Origin of the sequence: Mycobacterium sp. OAS707, assembly GCF_014873705.1 — a bacterium.
Classification (GTDB): Bacteria; Actinomycetota; Actinomycetes; order Mycobacteriales; family Mycobacteriaceae; genus Mycobacterium.
Map to the genome: position 1 here is coordinate 18,972 of NZ_JADBDS010000001.1, position 19,449 is coordinate 38,420.

The window sequence follows — 19,449 nt, forward strand, 5'->3', positions numbered from 1 at the left end:
CGTTCGGCCGTTTGGGACGACGTGGGGCCCTCATACTGTGCGTGACGGCAACTTCCGGGGGGAAATCGTGACTTCGTCCGTACTCACACCTGTCGACCTGACCGGGTCGTTTGCGGCCAATCTGCACGGCATGCTGCGAGATGCAGCGGAGCAAGGGCCGCTGGCCACCGACATCGCCACCGGCGCCACGATTGTCTTGCGCCAGCACGACGTCGAGACGTTGGCCCACGATCCGCGACTCGAGGGCATCGGGCTGATCTTGTTCGACATGATGGGGATCGCCGACGGCCCCCTGCGCGACTGGTACGCCAAAGTCATGTTCACCACCGAAGGTGACTATCACCGCCGCATCCGATCGCTCGTGTCGCGCGCGTTCACGCCCCGCTCTGTCGCGGCACTTCGCGGGAGCGCTGCCCAGATGGCGCACGACGCCGTCGCCGCGGCCCAAGAGACGGGCGACCTGCTCACCACCTCGTCACTGGGCACCCGGATGATCTGTCGACTGCTCGGAGTGCCGGACGGCGACGACGCGGTGTTCACCAAGTGGGCCGAAGCGCTGAGCCCCGTGTTCTTCGTCATGACGCCCGAACAGATCGCCGATGCGACCACCGCAATCGTTGAGATGCAGGACTACGTTGATGAATTGACCCGCCGACGCGCCAAGGGCCCCGGCGACGATCTGATCACCTCACTGCTCGCTGCCGAGTCGGACGGGGAGCGCCTGACCCACGCCGAAACGGTGACGATGATCACCAATCTGCTTGTCGCCGGGCATGATACGGCCGGCAGTCAGATCCCGTGCAGCATCCTGGTCGCGCTGCAACACCGCGACCACTTGACAGGAGTTCTCGACGACGCGGCCCGATTCACCAGTGCTGTCAGCGAGACCATGCGGATGGAACCGAGTATCCCAGCAATCCCCCGCACCGCCGTGGCGCCGATTGACCTACACGGCAACACGATTCCGGTCGGGTCGATGGTGTTTCTGTGTATCGCGTCGGCATGTCGCGATGCATCCGCCTGGCCCGAGCCAGACCGTTTCGACCCCGACCGATTCACCAGACCGGATACCGCCAAGCTGCTCAATTTCGGTGCAGGCACTCACTATTGCCTGGGCACCGCGTTGGCCAAGATCGCTGTCGAGGAGGCGGTGCGTGCCGTGCTCGCCGCCGATCCCCCCTTGCACCTGTCGGAGGATGTCGCCGAAATTCCGTGGCGCCAGGTGCTTGGCCGCAGCCCCGCCCGGCTGATGGTCGGCGCCGAGGCGCGATGACCTAGGCGCGTTGGACGGCGCCGACGCGGTCTGCGGCGGCCCTTACGGCGGCCTCGCGGGCGGCGCTCGCCTCGTCCTCTGTCAACGTCCGATCGGCGGCACGGAATCTCAGCGCAAGCGTCAGTGACTTGCGGCCATCTCCGATCTGCGGGCCGGTGTAGACGTCGAACAGCCGAACATCCTCGAGCAATTCGCCTGCGCCATCGCGCACGGCCTCGACGACATTCTGCGCGGCGACATCCTCAGCGACGATCAGGCTGACGTCCTGGAAGACAGCGGGGAACGGCGAAACCCGCGGGGCGGGCAGCCGATCAGACAGCGGGATCGAGTCGAGGTTCAACTCCACCGCGCAGGTCCCCTTCGGCAGGCCCGCACGTTCCACGACCGCCGGATGCAACTGTCCGGCGTATCCGACGACCAACGCGTCCTGGCCATCACCGATGACTACCTCGGCGCACCGGCCCGGGTGCCATGGCAGATATTGCGTACCTCGCAGCGTCACCTCGACGCCTGCGGCACGGCCGATTACACGCACCGCCTCGAACGCGTCGGACGCGTCGACAGGCCGGCCGGGTCCCCATGGACCCGCCGGTTCACGCTGGCCCGCAAGCACAATGCCGACGTGCTGGGGTTGGTGCGGCAGCGAGGCATCGAGCGTGGCGACCTCGTCGTCGGTGGGCCTGCGATTGTTCGGAATGCGTTCGACGGCGCGGATTTCCGACGTGGGCTCGACGACTTGCTGAATCGCGTAAAGCGCAACGTCGACGGCACCTCGGGATACGTTGCGCACCAAGGCTTCCAGCAGCCCCGGCAGCAGCGTGGTCGCCAGTTCGGGACGGTCGGATTCGAGCGGATTGAGCACCTTGGTGGTGTTGCGTCGCGGATCCTCGGCCTGCAATCCCCACTGATCGAAAACGCCCGCCGGCAAGAACGGCGTCGGCAGTATCTCGACATAGCCGTTGAGCGCCAACGACTTTCCGATCGCGCGGCGGCGCTTCTGCACGGGCGTGAGACCGCGTCCCGCCGGGGCCTGCGGCAGCACGGACGGGATGATCTCAAGGCCTTCCAGCCGCAGCACCTCTTCGACGAGGTCTGCCGGCTCGCGCAGGTCGGGCCGCCAACTCGGTGGGGTTGCCGTCACCAGGTCGCCGTCGGTCGCGACGTCGGCGCCGATCTGTGTCAACCTGCGCTGCGTGGTGCCCTCGGCGTAGTCGACGCCTGCGGTGCGGGCGGGCAGGTCGGCCGGCATGCTCACCGGCGCCGGGGACCAGTTGTCCCGCGGTGGATCACCACGCCAGTCAGTTAGCGTGGGTTCGATTGTGCCGCCTGCGATATCGGCCAGCAGCGTGGCGGCCCGGTCCAGGGCCGCGATGGACACGGCAGGATCCACAGTGCGCTCGTAACGACGGCCCGACTCGCTGGTCAGGTGCAGCCGCCGTTGGGTCCGCGACACCGCGGCGGGATCCCACACCGCTGCCTCCAGCATCAGGTCGGTGGTGGTGTCACGCACCTCGGTGGTGCCCGCGCCCATGATGCCGCCGATGGCCGCGGTCGCGACGTCGTCGACGATCAAAACATCGCGGGGGTCGAGCTTGCGCTCGACGTCGTCGAGCGTGACGACCGTCTCCCCCGGCTCCGCGAAACGCACCTTGAAGCCGCCCGTGATCAGGCTGCGGTCGTGGGCATGCATCGGGTGACCGAGTTCGAGCATCACATAATTCGTCACGTCGACAGCGGGTGAGATGGCGCGGATCCCGGACAGCAGCAGTCGCCGCTGCATCCACCACGGCGACACCGCTTTCGGGTCGATACCCGTCACCGGCCGCAGCCCGAACCGCAGTACACCGGTGCCGGGTTGAATCGTGACGGGCAGGGCGTCGCCATCGGCCGGCAGTGGCGGCACATCGGCGGGGTCGACGTAGTCGAGGTCGTAGGCGCAGGCGATCTCACGGGCCATACCGCGCACCGACAGGCAGTAGCCGCGGTCCGGCGTGATGGCCAGGTGGAACACGACGTCGTCGAGTCCGAGCACGTCAGCGGCGCACGTGCCGGGTTCCGCCGTGCCCCCAGGCAGCACCAGAATGCCGGAATGGTCGGTGCCCAAATTGAGTTCGGACGTCGAGCAGATCATGCCGTCCGAGGTGCGGCCGTACGTCTTTCGAGTCGCGATGGTGAAGTCACCGGGCAGCACCGTTCCGGGCAGTGCCACGACCACCAGATCGCCGACTGCGAAGTTGGTTGCACCGCAGACGATGTCGCGAGGTTCGGTCTCGCCGACGTCGACCTTGACCGCTCGGATCGGCTTCTTGAACTCGGTGAGTTCCTCGAACTCGGTGACGCGGCCCACCGTCAGCGGGCCAGTGACGGGCCCGACGGGAATGATCTCCTCGACCTCGTGGCCGATCCGGATCAGGGTGTGCTCGAGCTCATCTGGTGACACGTCCCACCCGGGAGCCCCGGCCTGCACGACGTCGCGCAGCCAGCTGTACGGCAGCCGCATCAGGCCCCTACCCCGAACGGCAGCGAGAAGCGCACGTCGCCCTCGACCATGTCACGCATGTCGGGAATGCCGTTGCGGAACTGCAGGGTGCGCTCCAATCCCATGCCGAACGCGAAGCCGGAATACACGGAAGGGTCAATGCCGCAGGCGCGCAACACATTTGGATTGACCATGCCGCAACCGCCCCATTCCACCCAGCCAGGGCCGCCCTTCTTGTTGGGGAACCAAATGTCCACCTCGGCGGACGGTTCGGTGAACGGGAAGAAGTGCGGGCGGAACCGGGTGCGGCCCTCGGGCCCGAACTCCGAGCGGGCGAACGCGTCGAGCGTGCCACGCAGGTGCGCCATCGTCAGCCCTTTGTCCACTGCCAGCCCCTCGACCTGATGGAAGACCGGGGTGTGGGTGGCGTCGAGCTCGTCGGTGCGAAACGTGCGGCCGATCGAGATGATGTACACCGGCAGGTCACGCTCCAGCAGCGCCCGGATCTGCACCGGCGAGGTGTGCGTGCGCAACACCTGGCGCGAACCGTCTGGAGCGACATAGAAGGTGTCCTGCTCGCTGCGCGCCGGGTGATCGGGCGGGAAATTGAGCGCGTCGAAGTTGAACTGCTCGGTCTCGACCTCGGGGCCCTCGGCCAGCTCCCAGCCCATTGCGACGAACGTGTCGGCGATGTGCTCGGCGAGGATGGTGATCGGGTGCCTGGCGCCGATCGGCTGGCGGGTGGACGGCAGCGTGACGTCGATGCGCTCGGCGACCAGGACAGCGGCGTCGCGCTCGGCCCGCAGCGCGGCAAGACGATCGTCGTAGGCGCGCTGCGCCTCGGTACGCGCTACGTTGACCCGCTTGCCTGCGTCGGCGCGATCGCCCTTGGGCAGTGACCCAAGAGCCTGGCGCGCCAGCGCGATCGGTGAGCGATCGCCGAGGTGCTCGGTCTTTGCGCGCGCGAGCTCATCCAAATCGGCGGCCAGATCGAACGCATGCTGGGCCGCGCTGACGGCTTTGGTCAGCGACTCTTCGGACAGGTCTCCTGCCTGATCAGCCACCCGGCGATCGTACGCGATCGCCTGTTGTGGCCTCGCACGCATTACGTGCCGGTGCCCGGGCCTTGCGGCGTCGCGTGAGCGCCTCAGCCATCACCGCTCCGGCCAGGCCTGCCGCGGTGGCCATCAGCAGGTCGGTGCTGCCCAGGACCAGGAAGCCGAACGCCGCCGCAACCCGAAGCAGCGCGAACCGCACCCGCGTCCAGTCGTGCGGGCGGCCGAAGCGTGCCGACAGCAGCATGCCCAAGGCAAGTGCCACCGCATGTCCGACGTCGGTGAAGTCACGGCCGACGGCCACCATCGCGACCCCGACCGCGACGAACCAGCCGATCCACGCCGGGCGCCAGCGCCGAGGGAGCGCGGTGGTCAGCGAGCCCAGCACCGCCACGGCCCCGTAGCTCATGCCGACGTCCGTCGCGCGACTGACCGACACCGGTAGCAACGCCAGCTTCACCGCTGCGGTCAGGCCCGCGGCGACCAGCAGCGTGGCACCGAGGTGCCCCACTACGAACGCCACGACCAATCGGCCGCTGCCCCACATCAACTCCGCGACAGCTAGCAGGCAGACCAGCCCGGGCAGCCAGACGTAGATCGGTCCGGCATCGATGACGAACGCGCTGTAGAGCAGCGTGCTCAAATGCCCATGGCTGAGGTTGTGCAGGTTGGTGCTGACATGACGGACCACCCAGTCCTGCACCTGCGGACCGAGGCCGTACAGGGCAACCGTGACACAGGTCACGACGACCGCATACGCCGCGGTTGCGCGGACCCGGGCCAGCTGGGCGAGCAGTCGGAGCAACATCTTCACCAACTATGCGCCGGCGGCGTCATCCTCGTCTTGTTCAGCACCTGGCAACTGCCTGCGAGTTCTCAAGCGGTACATGGCGAGGTCGGCGGGGACGCCGTCCTGTTTGGCCGTAAAGACTTGCCTGCGAAGCCGTTTCGCCGTCACGCCCAGAGTGGCGAAGTCCTCGTCCGGAATTCGCTCAAGCGTCGCCCCTGACACGACCAGTTCGCCCTTGGTGGCTCGCTCCATCACCCGCGCGGCGATGTTGACGTCCACCCCGAGCCAGTCCGAACCGATCCGCTGCGGGCGGCCGGTGTGGACGCCAACTCGCATCCGCGGCGTATAACCTTCCACCTCAACAGTTTTCACCGCCTCGCGAGCGGCGATCGCGGCCCGCACGGCGGTGATGGGCTCGGCGAACACCGCCATGATGCCGTCGCCCATCCGCTTGACGATCTGGCCGCGCGACTCGAGCAACGGTGGTTCGACCACCTGAGAAACCCGGCGCAACAACTTCAGCGTCGCCTCGTCGCCGGCACTCAACGACCACGACGAAAAGCCCACCAGGTCCGTAAAGACCAGCGTCACCTCACGATTCGCCGGCTTTCCCGACACCCGCTCCGTCAGCGCCTGCCACACCTGCAATGCGCCAAGGCTGACTTCGCGCGAGGCGGCCTCCCGCTCCAGGAGACGATCAGCGGCCCGCGCCGCCGCACGCGGGCCCCCAACACCGTCGGCTGACAGCGGATCTCCGAAATCGGGATCACCGGGCAATGCCCGTCGCGCCCGGCGCAGGAACGCGATGACAGCCGGGTTGTGATTGGTGCCCTTCAGCCAACCCCTCGGGCCGGATGATTGTGGGACGGGTCGCTCGTCGATCGACTCGACATCATCCACAGCCGTCAGCCTAATGGAGGCAGATTCGATGGCTAAACATCCTGGTCACAGGCGTGTGGCGCGGCGATGGAGGGTGAGTAACGCTGTGCCGCCACGCGCCGTCAAATCGTAGACAACGTGTGTTGTCAACATTATCGTTGGACTGTGCGCTCGACGACGACCGCAAACGACGGCAACCCTCTCGGCCCCGACTCGCTGACGTGGAAGTACTTCGGCGATCTGCGCACCGGCATGCTCGGCGTGTGGATCGGCGCGATCCAGAACATGTATCCCGAACTGGGCGCCGGCGTCGAAGATCATTCGATCCTGCTGCGCGAGCCGCTGCAGCGGGTCGCCCGCTCGGTGTACCCGATCATGGGCGTCGTCTATGACGGCGAGCGCGCTCCCCAGACCGGCGAGCAGATCAAGAGCTATCACAAGACGATCAAGGGCATCGACGCCGAAGGTCGTCGCTATCACGCGCTGAACCCAGAGACCTTCTACTGGGCGCACGCCACGTTCTTCATGCTCATCATCAAGACCGCCGAGTATTTCTGCGGCGGACTGACCGAGGCCGAGAAGCGTCAGTTGTTCGACGAGCATGTGCAGTGGTACCGGATGTACGGCATGAGCATGCGGCCGGTGCCCACGTCGTGGGAGGAATTCCAGGAGTACTGGGAACGCAAGTGCAGCGAGGAGCTCGAGATCAACAAGGCCACCCTCGACATCTTCACGATCCGCATCCCCAAGCCGTGGTTCGTGCTGATGCCGACCCCGGTGTGGGACCAACTGCTGCGCCCGATGGTCGGCGCGCAGCGCTGGATCGCCGCCGGATTGTTCGACGAAGCGGTGCGGGAGAAGGCAGGCATGCGCTGGACACCCGGTGACGAGGTGCTGCTGAGGCTGTTCGGCAAGCTCGTCGAGCTGGCGTTCGTCGCCGTTCCGGACGAGATCCGGTTACATCCGCGGGCGTTGGCGGCCTACCGGCGCGCGGAGGGCCGACTGCCCGCCGACGCGCCGCTGGTCGAGGCGCCCGCGTTCATGGCCCCGCCACGCGACCGGCACGGTCTGCCCATGCACTACCAGCCGCAGCGCAAGTCTCTGCTCGATCGAGCCGGGTCGCTGGTGCACACGACGTTCTCGTTGGCAGGCCTGCGCCCCGCGCGTGGACGCGGTAAGGCAGCCTGAAGGCATGCTCGAATGGTCTGATGTCGATGTTGCTGTGCGCGATGCCGTGCGCGAGTTCGTCGACAAAGAGATTCGTCCGCACGTCGACGCGCTGGAAAGCGGCGAGATGGAGCCCTACCCCATCATCCGCAAGCTGTTCGCGACGTTCGGCATCACAGAGATGGCGCGCGACTCGCTGAACAAGCGGCTCGCAAAACTGCGCGAGGGTGGCGCGTCGTCGGGCAAGACGTCCTCAGGCGGCGGCATGTTCGGTGAGGGCTCAGGCGGAATGGGCTTCGTCGTGGTCAGCGAGTTGTGCCGGGTGTCGATGGGCATCGTCACCGGCATGGGTGTCTCGCTGGGCCTGACGGTGCCGACGATCATGGGCCGCGGCACGCTGGCGCAGCAGGAGCGTTGGCTGCCCGATCTCGTCACCTACGACAAGATCGGCGCGTGGGCGATCACCGAACCCGACTCCGGTTCGGATGCCTTCGGCGGCATGAAGTCCTACGTGGTGCGCGACGGTGACGACTACATCCTCAACGGGCAAAAGACATTCATCACCAACGGGCCCGACGCCGACGTGGTGGTCGTGTACGCGAAACTCGACGAGGGTGACGGCGTCCCCAAGCGCGACCGCAAGGTGTTGACATTCGTCCTCGATCGCGGCATGGAGGGCTTCGTCCAGTCAAAACCCTTCCGCAAGATGGGAATTCACAGTTCGCGCACCGGTGAGTTGTTCTTCAACAACGTCCGGCTCGGTCGGGATCGGCTGCTCGGTGAGACCGAGGACGCGGCGGGCGACGGGCGGGCCAGTGCGCGGTCCAATTTCTCGGCCGAACGGATCGGGGTCGCGGCGATGGCACTCGGCGTCATCGAGGAGTGTCTGCGGCTGTGCGTCGACTACGCGAAGAGCAGGACGCTGTGGGGCCAAGAGATCGGTCAGTTCCAGCTGATCCAGCTCAAGCTCGCGAATATGGAAGTCGCGCGAATGAACGTGCGCAACATCCTGTTTCGGGTCATCGAGTCAGCGCAGACGGGCGTGTCGATTTCATTGCCTGAGGCGTCGGCGATCAAGTGGTACTGCTCGCAGGCCGCCACCGACGTCGCGATGGACGCGGTGCAACTGTTCGGCGGCAACGGCTACATGACCGAGTACCGGGTTGAGCAACTGGCGCGCGATGCGAAGTCGTTGATGATCTACGCCGGCAGCAACGAAGTGCAGATCACGCACGTCGCCAAGGGGCTGTTGAGCGGCGGCTAGGCAGTACGCGGCGGGCGGGCAGACAGCGACAAGCCAGCGACTTTGCCATGTAATTCCTGAACGCGCTTGTAGATCCGTTCCTCGGTGGACCGCGGCATGTATCCGGGAAGGTATCGGCCACGTTCGGGTCGTATCACCCGATCGTGGGCGATCTCCCGACGCAGAGCCTCGGAGACCGCCTTCGACGCGCGTCCGGCGGTGCGGAAGCCGTGATAGGCCAGCGCGTCGACCAATTCATCCACGGTGGCCGGGCCATGGTCGAACAGGTACGCGGTGACGAGGTAACGGAGATCGGTACCCCTGACCTGTAGCGAGTCGCTCATGGGCAGACAATGGCACGCGGGTACGACAGAAACGCACTGTCGAGTGGCCACTTGTTGGTCGCTTTTCGGCGATTTGCGTGGCATAACTGGCCACTCGGCGCCTAACGTCGGTGCGCGCGTGCGCTCTGGTACAGGCATATCGAGGCGGCGGACGCGACGTTGAGGCTCTCCGCACTGCCCGGCATCGGAATGTGCACCCGATGCGTCGCCATTGCCGCCAATTCGCTTGGCAGACCGTGCGCCTCGGGCCCGAACAACCATGCCGCAGGCGGCGAAAGGTCGGCGTCGTCGAGGCTGAGCTCGCCGTCGACGGTCGTGGCCAACACCTGCAGGCCCGCGCCGAGCAGCGCACCGACGGCGGCACCGGCATCATCGTCGGAGACCACGGGGATCGAGAAGATGCTGCCCGCCGAGGCCCGTAGGCACTTGCCGTTGTAGGGATCGACGCTGTGCCCGGCCAGCACCACCGCGTCCGCGCCCATCGCGTCGGCGATGCGGATCAGCGTGCCCGCATTACCGGGCTCAGAGATCTCCACCGCGACAGCCACCAGCCTCGGCGAATCGGCAAGCACGTCGTCCAGCGTCGTCTCAGGCACCGAACACACCGCCACCAATCCGACCGGAGTCACGGTGTCGGACAACGCTTTTGCGGCACGCTCCGTCACCAGATGCACCGGGGTGTCGGCGAGCATGGCGCCGAACCTGCTCATCGCGGATTCGGTGGCGAATACCTCAGAAACGAGTCCGCGCCGCAACGCTGCCTCGACGAGATTGGGACCCTCGGCGAGAAAGCGTGCGGCGCGGCGTCGTCCGATGTGGCGGTTCAGCTTGACCGCGGCCGCCACCCGTGCGGAGCGCTCGGTGAGCGTCAGGCGGCCTCGCCGGATGGCGCATTCACGTCACTGGGCAGCGCGCCCTTGGCGACCTCGACCAGCGCGGTGAACGCGGCCGGGTCGCTGACCGCGATCTCGGCGAGGTTCTTGCGGTCCACCTCGACACCGGCGGCCTTCAGGCCCTGGATCAACCGGTTGTAGGTGATGTCGTTGGCGCGGGCCGCCGCGTTGATCCGGGAGATCCACAGTTTGCGGAACTCACCCTTGCGGGCACGCCGGTCGCGGTAGGCGTAGGTCAACGAATGCAGCTGCTGCTCTTTGGCTTTGCGATACAGCCGCGACCGCTGACCGCGGTAGCCCTTGGATGCCTTGAGTACTGTGCGCCGCTTCTTCTGAGCGTTCACTGCGCGCTTGACGCGTGCCATGGGAGATTCCTAATCGTCGGGGGTCGTACAGGGCTGGGCTACTTAGCCGTTCAGCAACTTCTTGATGCGCTTGGTGTCGTTGGCCGCCACCTCGGTGCGACCGTCCAGGCGACGGGTGCGCTTGGTCGGCTTGTGCTCGAGCAGGTGCCGACGGTTGGCCTTCTGGCGCACGACCTTGCCGGTGCCGGTCAGCCGGAACCGCTTGGAAGCGCCGCTGTGGGTCTTCGCCTTTGGCATGTGTCCTCTTTCAGTTCTGCGTTACGTCTGGAGCTTCTGGTGGTGCCGCCGCGGGGGCCGGGGCCGGCTCTGCGCGTTGCGCGGGCGGGGCATCTGCGTCGTGCGCCGCCTTGGCGCGAGTCTTCGCGCCGCGGTGCGGAGCCAGCACCATCGTCATGTTGCGGCCGTCCTGCTTGGCCGAGGTCTCGACGAAGCCGTAGTCGGCGACGTCGGCGCCCAGCCGCTGCAACAGTCGGTAGCCCAGCTCGGGCCTCGACTGCTCGCGTCCGCGGAACATGATCGTCACCTTGACCTTCGACCCCGCTTGCAGGAAGCGGACCACGTGGCCCTTTTTGGTCTCGTAGTCGTGTGGGTCGATCTTGGGTCGCAGCTTCTGTTCCTTGACGACGGTCTGCTGCTGATTCTTGCGAGACTCGCGTGCCTTCTGAGCCGTCTCGTATTTGAACTTGCCGTAGTCCATGATTTTGCAAACCGGCGGTTTGGCATCCGGGGCTACTTCGACAAGGTCGAGATCGGCATCCGCGGCGACGCGGAGGGCGTCTTCGATGCGCACAATGCCTACCTGCTCGCCGCCTGGTCCGATCAGGCGGACTTCAGGGACTCGAATGCGCTCGTTGACGCGGGTCTCAGTGCTGATGGGGCCTCCTATGTTGTCCTCGAGGAGCCCACGCCATCAGCCACTCTGCTCAATCGAACAGAAAAGCCCTGCTCAAAGCAGGGCCCAAAGCCGACCAGGACAGGCACGGATGCCTGTGACCGGACCGCTGAGCCGGTATGGTCAGCGGTGGGAGTGGGACTCCACTTGCTGTCCCTGGCGTACGCCGGGACGGTCGCGCATGCGAGTCTAGCAGGCATGACCGACGTTCCTAACATTCGTGAGCTGGCCGAAATTCCTGCTGTCGAGGTCATCACGCGATCGGCGGTCATGCTGATGAGCGCCGCCGCGGAGAAGCTAGGGCTTTCGGCGGACGACCCTGACGAGAGTCCGCAGCGCGATCTCGACGAGGCGCGCCGGCTGATCACCGCGCTGGCCGGGTTGGTCACCGCGTCCGCGGAATACCTCGGTCCGCACGCCGGGCCGGTGCGTGACGGGCTGAAGACTCTGCAGTTGGCGTTCCGGGAATCCAGTGCCGCGCCAGACGAACCCGGGCAAGGTCCGGGCGAGAAGTACACGGGCCCGGTCTGGTAGCCGGACGCAGTCACAACATTTTCTGAGTTTGAGCGAATATCCTCGCGCCCTATGACCGCCACGTTGACGCGCCCGGCCTCCCGGTACTCCTGGGTGCCCGCGGCAGCCGGCTGGACGGTCGGCATCATCGCCACGCTGTCACTGATCGCGAGTGTGTCCCCAGGCATCCGCTGGGTCATCAAGCAGCCCCGCGAGTTCGTCAACGACTACATCTTCAACTTCCCCGACACCAGCTTCGCGTGGGCCTTCGTGTTGGCGCTTCTCGCGGCGGCGTTGGCGGCGCGCAAGCGGATCGCCTGGTGGATCCTGCTCGGCTACATGGTCGCGTCGATCGTATGGAACATCGGCGGGCTGGTCACCAGCCCGAAATCGGTGGCCGACGACATCGGCGAAGTGATCGGGCTGGTCTTCCACGTCGCGTCGATCCTGGCTCTGCTGCTGGCCCGAAAACAGTTCTGGGCGAGGGTTCGCCGTGCGGCGTTGCTCAAGGCGGCGGCAACGCTCGTCGTGAGCATGGCCATCGGCACACTGGTCGGCTGGGCGCTACTGGAGTTGTTCCCGGGCAGCCTCGCCCGTGAAGACCGTTTCTTGTACGCGCTCAACCGGGTGAGCGCCTTCGCAGGCGCCTCCTCGGAGTCGTTCTCCGGCCATCCGCATGTCTTCGTCAACGCGCTGCTCGGCCTGTTCGGCGCCCTGGCCCTGATGGTCACCGCGATCGTGCTGTTCCAGTCGCAGCGCGCCGACAACGCGCTCACCGGCGAGGACGAATCGGCCATCCGCGGGCTGCTCGAACTGTTCGGCAAGAACGACTCGCTCGGCTATTTCGCCACCCGCCGCGACAAGGCCGTCGTCTTCGCGCCCAACGGCCGGGCCGCCATCACATATCGCGTCGAGGTCGGCGTCTGCCTGGCCAGCGGCGATCCCGTCGGCGACCCGAAGGCATGGCAGCAGGCCATCCACGCGTGGCTGGGGTTGTGCCAGACCTACGGCTGGGCGCCCGGCGTGATGGGCGCCAGCTCGACGGGCGCTGAGGCATTCCGCCAGGCCGGGCTCAACGCATTGCAACTCGGCGACGAGGCCATCCTGTATCCGGACAACTTCCGGCTCTCCGGGCCCGATATGCGTGCGGTGCGCCAAGCCGTGACGCGGGCGCGACGGGCAGGCGCCACGGTGCGAATCCGGCGCCACCGCGATCTTTCCAGCGAAGAAATGGCCAAGGTCGTCGAGCGTGCCGATGCATGGCGGGACACCGAAACCGAGCGCGGCTTCTCGATGGCACTCGGCAGGCTCGGCGACCCCGCGGACGGCGACTGCCTGCTGGTGGAGGCCATCCAAGACGATCAAGTGGTTGCGATGCTGTCGCTGGTGCCGTGGGGCAACAACGGCGCGTCACTCGACCTGATGCGCCGCTCACCGCAATCCCCCAACGGCACCATCGAACTGATGGTCAGCGAGCTGTGCATGCAGTCCGAAGGCATTGGGGTGACCCGGATCTCGCTGAACTTCGCGATGTTCCGAACGGCGTTCGAGCACGGCGCGCAGCTGGGCGCCGGGCCGGTCGCAAGGTTGTGGCGTGGCCTGCTGGTGTTCTTCTCCCGGTGGTGGCAGCTCGAGACGTTGTACCGGTCGAACATGAAATACCAGCCGCAGTGGGTGCCGCGGTACGCCTGCTACGAGGACGCCCGTCTTGTCCCCCGCGTCGGCGTCGCCTCGGTGATCGCCGAGGGCTTCCTGGTGTTGCCGTTCTCGCGCCGCGCCGAGCAACCGCACACCGGCCATCACATCTCGGCTCCCGAAAACCTCGTCGCCACAGGGGTTTTGCGCCATGACGGCAGCGCGCCCGACCTCGGCGAGCTGGAAGCCGACCTTCCAGAGGCCGACGAAGGCCCGCGACTGCCCGAGCAGGTGCGCGTCCGGATGGCCAAGCTGAAGTCGCTGCAGGACAACGGCGTCGACGCATACCCCGTCGGCGAGGCGCCCAGCCACACCATCGCGCAGGCCATCGACTCCGAGGGCGCAGGCACCGTGACCGTGGCGGGGCGGGTGCTTCGCATCCGCGATTACGGCGGCGTGCTGTTCGCGCAGTTACGCGACTGGTCAGGTGAAGTCCAACTGCTGCTTGACAATTCGATCCTGGACCACGGCACCATCGCGGATTTCACCGCGGCCATCGACCTCGGTGACCTGATTCAGGTGTCCGGGACCATGGGCTACAGCAAGAAGGGCACCCGCTCGCTGCTCGCCCTCAGTTGGCGGTTGATCGGCAAGTGCCTGCGACCGCTGCCCGATAAGTGGAAGGGGCTGACAGACCAGGAGTCACGGGTACGGGCCCGTTATGTCGACCTCGCGATCAACACCGAGGCGCGCGAATTGATCCGCGCGCGCAGCGGGGTGCTGCACGCGATCCGCGAAACCCTGGTCGACAACGGGTTTTTGGAAGTCGAGACGCCGATACTGCAACAGATCCACGGGGGCGCCAACGCCAGGCCGTTCCTGACCCACATCAACGCCTACGACCTCGACCTGTATCTGCGCATCGCTCCCGAGCTGTATCTCAAGCGGCTGTGCGTCGGAGGTGTCGAACGGGTCTTCGAGCTCGGTCGCGCGTTCCGCAACGAGGGTGTGGACTTCAGCCACAACCCCGAGTTCACGCTGCTCGAGGCCTATCAAGCGCACGCCGACTACAACGTCTGGATCGGCGGCTGCCGCGAGCTGATCCAAAACGCCGCGCAAGCCGCCAACGGCGCACAGGTCTTCTTGCGCCCCCGCGAGGACGGCACGCTGGAACCCGTCGACATCTCCGGGGAATGGACCGTGAAGACCGTGCACGGCGCGGTGTCAGAGGCACTCGGCGAGCAGATCGGACCTGACACGGATCTGGTTGTGCTGCGCAAGCTTTGCGATGCGGCGGGCATCCCCTATCTGACGCACTGGGACGCAGGCGCGGTGGTGCTCGAGCTCTACGAGCGGCTGGTCGAGGAACGGACCACGGAACCGACGTTCTACAAGGACTTCCCGACGTCGGTCTCGCCGCTGACCCGACCGCATCGCAGCATCCCCGGCGTGGCCGAGCGCTGGGACCTGGTGGCATGGGGCGTCGAGTTGGGCACCGCATACAGCGAGCTGACGGATCCCGTCGAGCAGCGCCGCCGGCTGCAGGAGCAGTCGTTGCTCGCCTCAGGCGGTGATCCCGAGGCGATGGAGCTCGACGAGGATTTTCTGCAGGCGATGGAGTATGCGATGCCGCCGACGGGCGGACTCGGTATGGGCGTCGACCGGGTCGTCATGCTGATCACCGGGCGCAGCATCCGCGAAACGCTGCCGTTCCCGCTAGCCAAACCGCGTTAGCAGGTCGCTCACAGGCACCGCCAAGGAAATACGTCCACGATTGTTGCCGTGACGTTACCCGGGCCGTTTCGCCACCACCTCTCGCTCATGCACGGCTGGCTTCCCCTCACGGTGCAAGTCATCGCGGGTCTTCTGCTGATCGCCGCGATCGGCTGGCGCAACCGCCGCTGGCGTGTGGTGTGGCTGCCGTGGGCGGCGCTGGTCGGGGTGGCACTCGCGGTTGCGTCGTACTGGTACATCGCTTCGCAGGGGCTGAGCGACGACTCCAATCCCGCTCCGAATTCGCTGTGGATCTGGATCGGGCTGACCGGTGTGGCCGTCGGCGTCCTCATCGCGGGTTGGCGCGGTGCACGCTGGTGGCGGCGCGGCGTTTCTGCAGTGGCGGTGCCGGTTTGCCTGCTGTGTGCGGCGCTCGCACTGAATCTGTGGGTCGGCTACTTCCCCACCGTGCAGACCGCCTATAGCCAGCTGACCGCGGGTCCGCTGCCCGATCAGACGGACACCGGGACCGTGGTCGCGATGCAGAAGCGGCACGCGATTCCCCCGAAGGGCACCGTGGTGCCTGTCAACATTCCCGATGCCGGGTCAGGCTTCAAGCACCGCGGTGAGCTGGTCTACCTTCCGCCCGCCTGGTACGCGACCGACCCACCGCCGCCATTGCCGACCGTGATGATGGTCGGTGGCGAGTTCAACACGCCGGCCGACTGGTTGCGCGCGGGCGGCGCGGTCAAGACGATCGACGACTTCGCGGCCGCGCACGGCGGCAACGCACCGGTCTTCGTGTTCGTCGACTCCGGCGGCGCCTTCAACAACGACACCGAATGCGTCAACGGCACGCGCGGAAACGCCGCCGACCACTTGACCAAAGATGTTGTGCCATTTATGGTTTCGAGCTTCCACGTGTCGGCCAAGCGTGCTAACTGGGGCGTTGCCGGATGGTCGATGGGCGGCACATGCGCGGTCGATCTGGCGGTGATGCATCCGGACATGTTCAGCGCGTTCGTCGACATCGCAGGCGATCTGACACCGAACTCGGGAAACAAGGCGCAGACCATCGCGCGCTTGTTCGGTGGCAATGCGGCCGCGTGGGCGGCGTTCGATCCGACGACGGTCATCACCCGCCATGGCCCGTACACCGGGGTGGCCGGCTGGTTCGCCATCAACGGGAACCCGTCGGCGCAGCCGCATGTGGTCAATGCCGCAGCCAGCGTAGGCGACCAGACCGCGGCGGCGAATTCGTTGTGCGCGACAGGTAGCGCCAACGGCATCAAATGTGCGGTGGTGATGCAGCCCGGCAAGCACGACTGGCCGTTCGCAGCGCATGCGTTCGCTGCAGGGTTGCCGTGGCTGGCCGGCCAGCTGGGCACCCCGGGCACGCCCGTCCTGCCACTGCCCCCGTCATCGCAGCCAATCGCGACGCCCGCACCACTGCACGCCGGGCCGAATCTGCAGGCGGCGGCGAAGTAGACCGGTAGCGTTGGTGGTATGCCCGACGACCCCACGCCCCCGGAGCCCGTAGAACCGGCCGAGACCGGCTACACACCCGGCGGCGTGCCCACATTCGATTCGGTGCGGGAGAAGATCGAGACGCGTTACGGCACCGCCGTCGGCGCGTCCGAATTGGCCGCGGAGACTCCTGAGGGTCGCACCGTCGAGGAGCAATACGACGCGCGCCAGCGCGCCGCCGCCGAACGGCTGGCCGAGATTCGCAAGTCGATGCACCCCGACGAGGGCGAGGGTCAGTAATCCGACTCCGCGGCCAGCACTTCAGCCAGGAACGCGTCGCCGCCGGGGGCCCGCAGTCGCGCCCGTGCGAATTCCCTGATCCGCTCGCGCGTCTGCGGTGACTCCTCGACGTCGGCCCCGACCGTCACTGCGGTCGACCGCCAATCATGGTCCCACGCAGCCGATTCCGCGACCGGGTGCGGCCCGTCGAGGATCGGGAACCTCGCGACGCCGTTGGCGTCGAGCACGCCGGCACCCCTGAAGTCACCGGACCGCAGCCGCACGTTGATGCCTGCAGCCAGCCCAGGGCCCGATAGGTCAACGCGCACAATCGCTTTCGCTGACCCGTCGGCCGCCTCGAGCTGCCAATGGATGGTGTCCTCAGCCGCATCGAAGATGCCCGGTGGCACAGCACCCCAATTGACCGAGCCGGTTCCTGTTGCGATCGAGCCTGCGCCGCGTCCGTCGCCGTCCGCCCCGGCGGCCAGCGCGTAGTCGTCGCGTCGCACCGCGACGCTGTCGGCCTCGGCGAACGCAACTCCGAGGTCGTCGGCGAGATCGGCACAGCTGCGCACGAGTTCGACGGCGCGGGGGTCACCGCCCTGCAGGTGTGCGCTCAGTGCCGCGGTGTGCGGCCGCAGCAGGGCAGCCACGTCGGAATCGAAGGTGTCGTCGGTGAAGAACTCCTCGGCCCCTGCCGTGAGCATCGCGATCTCCGCGTCGAGCAGCGCGGCGTCGAGCGCCGCGATGCCATTGCGCTGGCTGGTCGGCCACCACCGGCGCAGCCAATGACCCAACGCCAGCCGGCGAAGCGGCTCAAGGGTTTCGGGCTTCAGGTCGACATCGGCGAGTTCGACGGCCGCTTCGGGCGTCCCTTCGTGTAGCGCGGTGGCCAATGCGATGTGTCCCGGTTCGCCGAGCACCCGCCACAGCCAGTCCGCGTGGTCGAGATCGGTGAAGGTGATCTGCGCGGCGTGTGCGGCGTCGTCGACGGTCCACGACAGCACCGCGCCGCTGACCTCCAGCACCGCGACGAGTTGCGCTTGGGCGGGTTGTCGGCCCGTGCTCCACAAGCCGGAATCGGCCACGAGTCTCATCCCGCCACCTGCAGCTCGAGCATCGACTTGATCCGTTGCCGGTGATCGAGGCTGACCGACCTCGCGACGCCCTCCAGCAGCGCCCGTACATCGTCGACGTCGTCACAGGGCTCCTGCCAGACGTCGCGACCGTGCAACCGGGCCCACAATCTGCTCAGATACGGGCGGGCGAAGGAGGCCAGGTCGTCGATCACCTGCTGTTGTCGGGGATGCATCGGTGCGCCGCCGTCGGCGAGATAGCGACGGGCGTGCAGCACATATGCTTCCTTGCGCAGCCGGGCCTGAATCTGTGCGGCCAGTTCGTAGCGGGTATCGACGGATTCGGCCAGCGGTGCCAGGCACGCGCCGACTTCGATCCCCGCGATCAGCGTGGCCTGCTTGTCCTCGGCCATCAGGCCCCACGGCGCACACGACCGGTCGACCTCTTCGGCGCACAGCGTCGGGATGTCGGGCAATTCGTCGCGGCCCATCGCGCGCCGCAGCGTCGCCCGCACCCGGTCGACGACGCTTCGGTTCAGCGGACGCTCGGTTTCTGAACCGCTGACGATGTCCGGTGGCGCTTGCGGCTCAACGGAACTCAAGCCAAGGGCGGTGATCGACCACGGCAGCTCCCCCGCACGACCACGCGCTTTCGCGCCGAGGTTGTACGGTGTGGCGTCGGCGATCAGTGCCGACCACACCCGCTGCCGCGCGATCGCGGCATTGTGGCCGTCGGCGGGCCCGAGCACTGTGGTGAGGCCCGCGAGGAACGGGGTGGTGATCTCGGGGCCCGCCTGCACGTCGCTCCAACTGCGCCGCAGTTGATCGGCCAGCGCGGCCACCACATCAGGATCCGTCACGTACTGGTTGAGCACCTCGATCGCGGTCCGGTCGCGGTCCCCGTGAACCTCCCGCAACACCAACTCGGCGGACCCGTCATCTTGTTGCGCTGGTGCACCTTTCGTCACAGCAAGCTCGAAACAGACCGGGAAGTACAACTCCTGCGCGTTGCCGGTGGTAATGCGCAGGCGGCGGCGCTCACGCTTGAGCAGCTCGAACCACGCTGCGGCAGAGCGCAATTGGGGGGCGTGGCTGACGATCAGCTCGTGCATCGCCACCGCGGTGTCCGCGTCGACGAAGGGCGCAGAGTACTGGGTGTTGGAGCGCAGCCTCAGCACCAGCGGGTCGAGAATCCGTTTGACGGTGCGACGCAGCGGGCCGCCGTCGTCGCCGCTGAGCACCTCGACACCGGGACCGATGGCCCGCCATGCGCGATCGATCACCGCGCGGCGAGGTTGGCTGACGGCAACAGCCGACGTAACCGTCTCGAATCCCGCGCTCATCGGTCCAGCATAAAGTTGGGTTCGGTAGCCGGCACAACGGCTG

18 protein-coding genes and 1 pseudogene are annotated in these 19,449 nt (G+C 66.8%); 8 read left to right on the plus strand and 11 right to left on the minus strand.

The annotated features are described in order from the left end of the window. Positions 1-67 precede the first annotated feature (67 nt). Positions 68-1,273, plus strand: a complete 1,206-nt coding sequence (locus GGC64_RS35220; protein ID WP_192720442.1) for a cytochrome P450 — start codon at positions 68-70, stop codon at positions 1,271-1,273. 1 nt (position 1,274) lies between these two features. Here GGC64_RS35220 and pheT read toward each other — a convergent pair whose 3' ends face one another. From pheT to GGC64_RS00115, 4 genes are read right to left on the minus strand one after another with little or no spacing between them, the layout of a single operon-like run. Then, positions 1,275-3,773 carry a phenylalanine--tRNA ligase subunit beta gene (pheT, locus tag GGC64_RS00100; protein WP_192720443.1) on the minus strand — a complete coding sequence of 833 codons (2,499 nt, stop codon included), beginning with the start codon at positions 3,771-3,773 and terminating at the stop codon, positions 1,275-1,277. Beyond that, positions 3,773-4,816 carry a phenylalanine--tRNA ligase subunit alpha gene (gene pheS, locus GGC64_RS00105; RefSeq protein ID WP_192720444.1) on the minus strand — a complete coding sequence of 348 codons (1,044 nt, stop codon included), beginning with the start codon at positions 4,814-4,816 and terminating at the stop codon, positions 3,773-3,775. Before pheS ends, pheT begins: the two co-directional genes overlap by 1 nt. Next, complete coding sequence (locus GGC64_RS00110; protein ID WP_192722324.1) at positions 4,809-5,615, minus strand: rhomboid-like protein; 807 nt, start codon at positions 5,613-5,615, stop codon at positions 4,809-4,811. Before GGC64_RS00110 ends, pheS begins: the two co-directional genes overlap by 8 nt. Before the next feature lie 9 nt (positions 5,616-5,624). After that, complete coding sequence (locus GGC64_RS00115) at positions 5,625-6,497, minus strand: adenylate/guanylate cyclase domain-containing protein (RefSeq protein WP_192720445.1); 873 nt, start codon at positions 6,495-6,497, stop codon at positions 5,625-5,627. A 117-nt stretch (positions 6,498-6,614) separates the two neighbouring features. On the opposite strand from GGC64_RS00115, the gene GGC64_RS00120 reads away from it, so the two are divergent. From GGC64_RS00120 to GGC64_RS00125, 3 genes and pseudogenes are all read left to right on the plus strand, one after another. Next, on the plus strand, positions 6,615-7,664 hold the full coding sequence (locus GGC64_RS00120) for an oxygenase MpaB family protein (RefSeq protein WP_192720446.1): 1,050 nt from the start codon (positions 6,615-6,617) through the stop codon (positions 7,662-7,664). A 129-nt stretch (positions 7,665-7,793) separates the two neighbouring features. Continuing rightward, positions 7,794-7,919, plus strand: a pseudogene (locus GGC64_RS35225) (hypothetical protein); the annotation flags it as partial. 13 nt (positions 7,920-7,932) lie between these two features. Further along, entirely contained in the window at positions 7,933-8,907 is a 975-nt protein-coding gene (locus GGC64_RS00125; RefSeq protein ID WP_370582051.1) for an acyl-CoA dehydrogenase family protein, read from the plus strand. Here the strand turns inward: GGC64_RS00125 and GGC64_RS00130 are convergent. From GGC64_RS00130 to infC, 5 genes are all read right to left on the minus strand, one after another. Continuing rightward, a complete protein-coding gene (locus GGC64_RS00130; RefSeq protein ID WP_192720448.1) occupies positions 8,904-9,230 on the minus strand; it encodes a hypothetical protein in 327 nt (108 codons plus the stop codon). The two genes, GGC64_RS00125 and GGC64_RS00130, sit on opposite strands and share 4 nt — an antisense overlap. 101 nt (positions 9,231-9,331) lie before the next feature. Beyond that, the gene (locus tag GGC64_RS00135; RefSeq protein WP_192722325.1) at positions 9,332-10,102 is read right to left on the minus strand and encodes an RNA methyltransferase; all 771 of its coding nucleotides are present in this window, start codon (positions 10,100-10,102) and stop codon (positions 9,332-9,334) included. Next, the gene (rplT, locus tag GGC64_RS00140) at positions 10,099-10,488 is read right to left on the minus strand and encodes a 50S ribosomal protein L20 (protein ID WP_015306971.1); all 390 of its coding nucleotides are present in this window, start codon (positions 10,486-10,488) and stop codon (positions 10,099-10,101) included. Before rplT ends, GGC64_RS00135 begins: the two co-directional genes overlap by 4 nt. Before the next feature lie 42 nt (positions 10,489-10,530). Continuing rightward, positions 10,531-10,725: a 50S ribosomal protein L35 gene (rpmI, locus tag GGC64_RS00145; RefSeq protein ID WP_015306970.1), complete on the minus strand. Its 195-nt coding sequence runs from the start codon at positions 10,723-10,725 to the stop codon at positions 10,531-10,533. A gap of 10 nt (positions 10,726-10,735) precedes the next feature. Further along, complete coding sequence (gene infC / locus GGC64_RS00150; protein WP_192722326.1) at positions 10,736-11,362, minus strand: translation initiation factor IF-3; 627 nt, start codon at positions 11,360-11,362, stop codon at positions 10,736-10,738. 216 nt (positions 11,363-11,578) lie between these two features. Here infC and GGC64_RS00155 point away from each other — a divergent pair, with 216 nt between their 5' ends. The 4 genes from GGC64_RS00155 to GGC64_RS00170 all read left to right on the plus strand — a co-directional run bounded on the left by GGC64_RS00155 (position 11,579) and on the right by GGC64_RS00170 (position 17,008). Continuing rightward, complete coding sequence (locus tag GGC64_RS00155) at positions 11,579-11,914, plus strand: DUF1844 domain-containing protein (RefSeq protein ID WP_192720449.1); 336 nt, start codon at positions 11,579-11,581, stop codon at positions 11,912-11,914. Between the two features lie 51 nt (positions 11,915-11,965). Beyond that, the gene (gene lysX / locus GGC64_RS00160) at positions 11,966-15,262 is read left to right on the plus strand and encodes a bifunctional lysylphosphatidylglycerol synthetase/lysine--tRNA ligase LysX (RefSeq protein ID WP_192720450.1); all 3,297 of its coding nucleotides are present in this window, start codon (positions 11,966-11,968) and stop codon (positions 15,260-15,262) included. An 87-nt stretch (positions 15,263-15,349) separates the two neighbouring features. Beyond that, positions 15,350-16,729 (plus strand): alpha/beta hydrolase family protein, encoded by a 1,380-nt coding sequence (locus GGC64_RS00165; protein WP_192722327.1) that lies wholly within the window; start codon positions 15,350-15,352, stop codon positions 16,727-16,729. A gap of 18 nt (positions 16,730-16,747) precedes the next feature. Beyond that, entirely contained in the window at positions 16,748-17,008 is a 261-nt protein-coding gene (locus GGC64_RS00170; protein WP_192720451.1) for a PspA/IM30 family protein, read from the plus strand. On the opposite strand, the gene GGC64_RS00175 is transcribed toward GGC64_RS00170, so the two are convergent. Together GGC64_RS00175 and GGC64_RS00180 are read right to left on the minus strand one after the other, a co-directional pair. Continuing rightward, positions 17,002-18,084 carry a hypothetical protein gene (locus GGC64_RS00175; protein ID WP_192720452.1) on the minus strand — a complete coding sequence of 361 codons (1,083 nt, stop codon included), beginning with the start codon at positions 18,082-18,084 and terminating at the stop codon, positions 17,002-17,004. The genes GGC64_RS00170 and GGC64_RS00175 overlap by 7 nt on opposite strands. Next, positions 18,081-19,406: a hypothetical protein gene (locus GGC64_RS00180; RefSeq protein WP_192720453.1), complete on the minus strand. Its 1,326-nt coding sequence runs from the start codon at positions 19,404-19,406 to the stop codon at positions 18,081-18,083. The genes GGC64_RS00175 and GGC64_RS00180 overlap by 4 nt, the downstream gene beginning before the upstream one ends. Positions 19,407-19,449: the final 43 nt, after the last annotated feature.

Bases quoted from the DNA above. Each gene is read 5' to 3' on its own strand.
- pheT (WP_192720443.1), bottom strand. From the start codon at position 3,773: ATGCGGCTGCCGTACAGCTGGCTGCGCGACGTCGTGCAGGCCGGGGCT.
- GGC64_RS00110 (WP_192722324.1), bottom strand. From the start codon at position 5,615: ATGTTGCTCCGACTGCTCGCCCAGCTGGCCCGGGTCCGCGCAACCGCG.
- GGC64_RS00125 (WP_370582051.1), top strand. From the start codon at position 7,933: ATGGGCTTCGTCGTGGTCAGCGAGTTGTGCCGGGTGTCGATGGGCATC.
- GGC64_RS00130 (WP_192720448.1), bottom strand. From the start codon at position 9,230: ATGAGCGACTCGCTACAGGTCAGGGGTACCGATCTCCGTTACCTCGTC.
- rplT (WP_015306971.1), bottom strand. From the start codon at position 10,488: ATGGCACGCGTCAAGCGCGCAGTGAACGCTCAGAAGAAGCGGCGCACA.
- rpmI (WP_015306970.1), bottom strand. From the start codon at position 10,725: ATGCCAAAGGCGAAGACCCACAGCGGCGCTTCCAAGCGGTTCCGGCTG.
- GGC64_RS00155 (WP_192720449.1), top strand. From the start codon at position 11,579: ATGACCGACGTTCCTAACATTCGTGAGCTGGCCGAAATTCCTGCTGTC.
- lysX (WP_192720450.1), top strand. From the start codon at position 11,966: ATGACCGCCACGTTGACGCGCCCGGCCTCCCGGTACTCCTGGGTGCCC.
- GGC64_RS00165 (WP_192722327.1), top strand. From the start codon at position 15,350: ATGCACGGCTGGCTTCCCCTCACGGTGCAAGTCATCGCGGGTCTTCTG.
- GGC64_RS00170 (WP_192720451.1), top strand. From the start codon at position 16,748: ATGCCCGACGACCCCACGCCCCCGGAGCCCGTAGAACCGGCCGAGACC.
- GGC64_RS00175 (WP_192720452.1), bottom strand. From the start codon at position 18,084: ATGAGACTCGTGGCCGATTCCGGCTTGTGGAGCACGGGCCGACAACCC.
- GGC64_RS00180 (WP_192720453.1), bottom strand. From the start codon at position 19,406: ATGAGCGCGGGATTCGAGACGGTTACGTCGGCTGTTGCCGTCAGCCAA.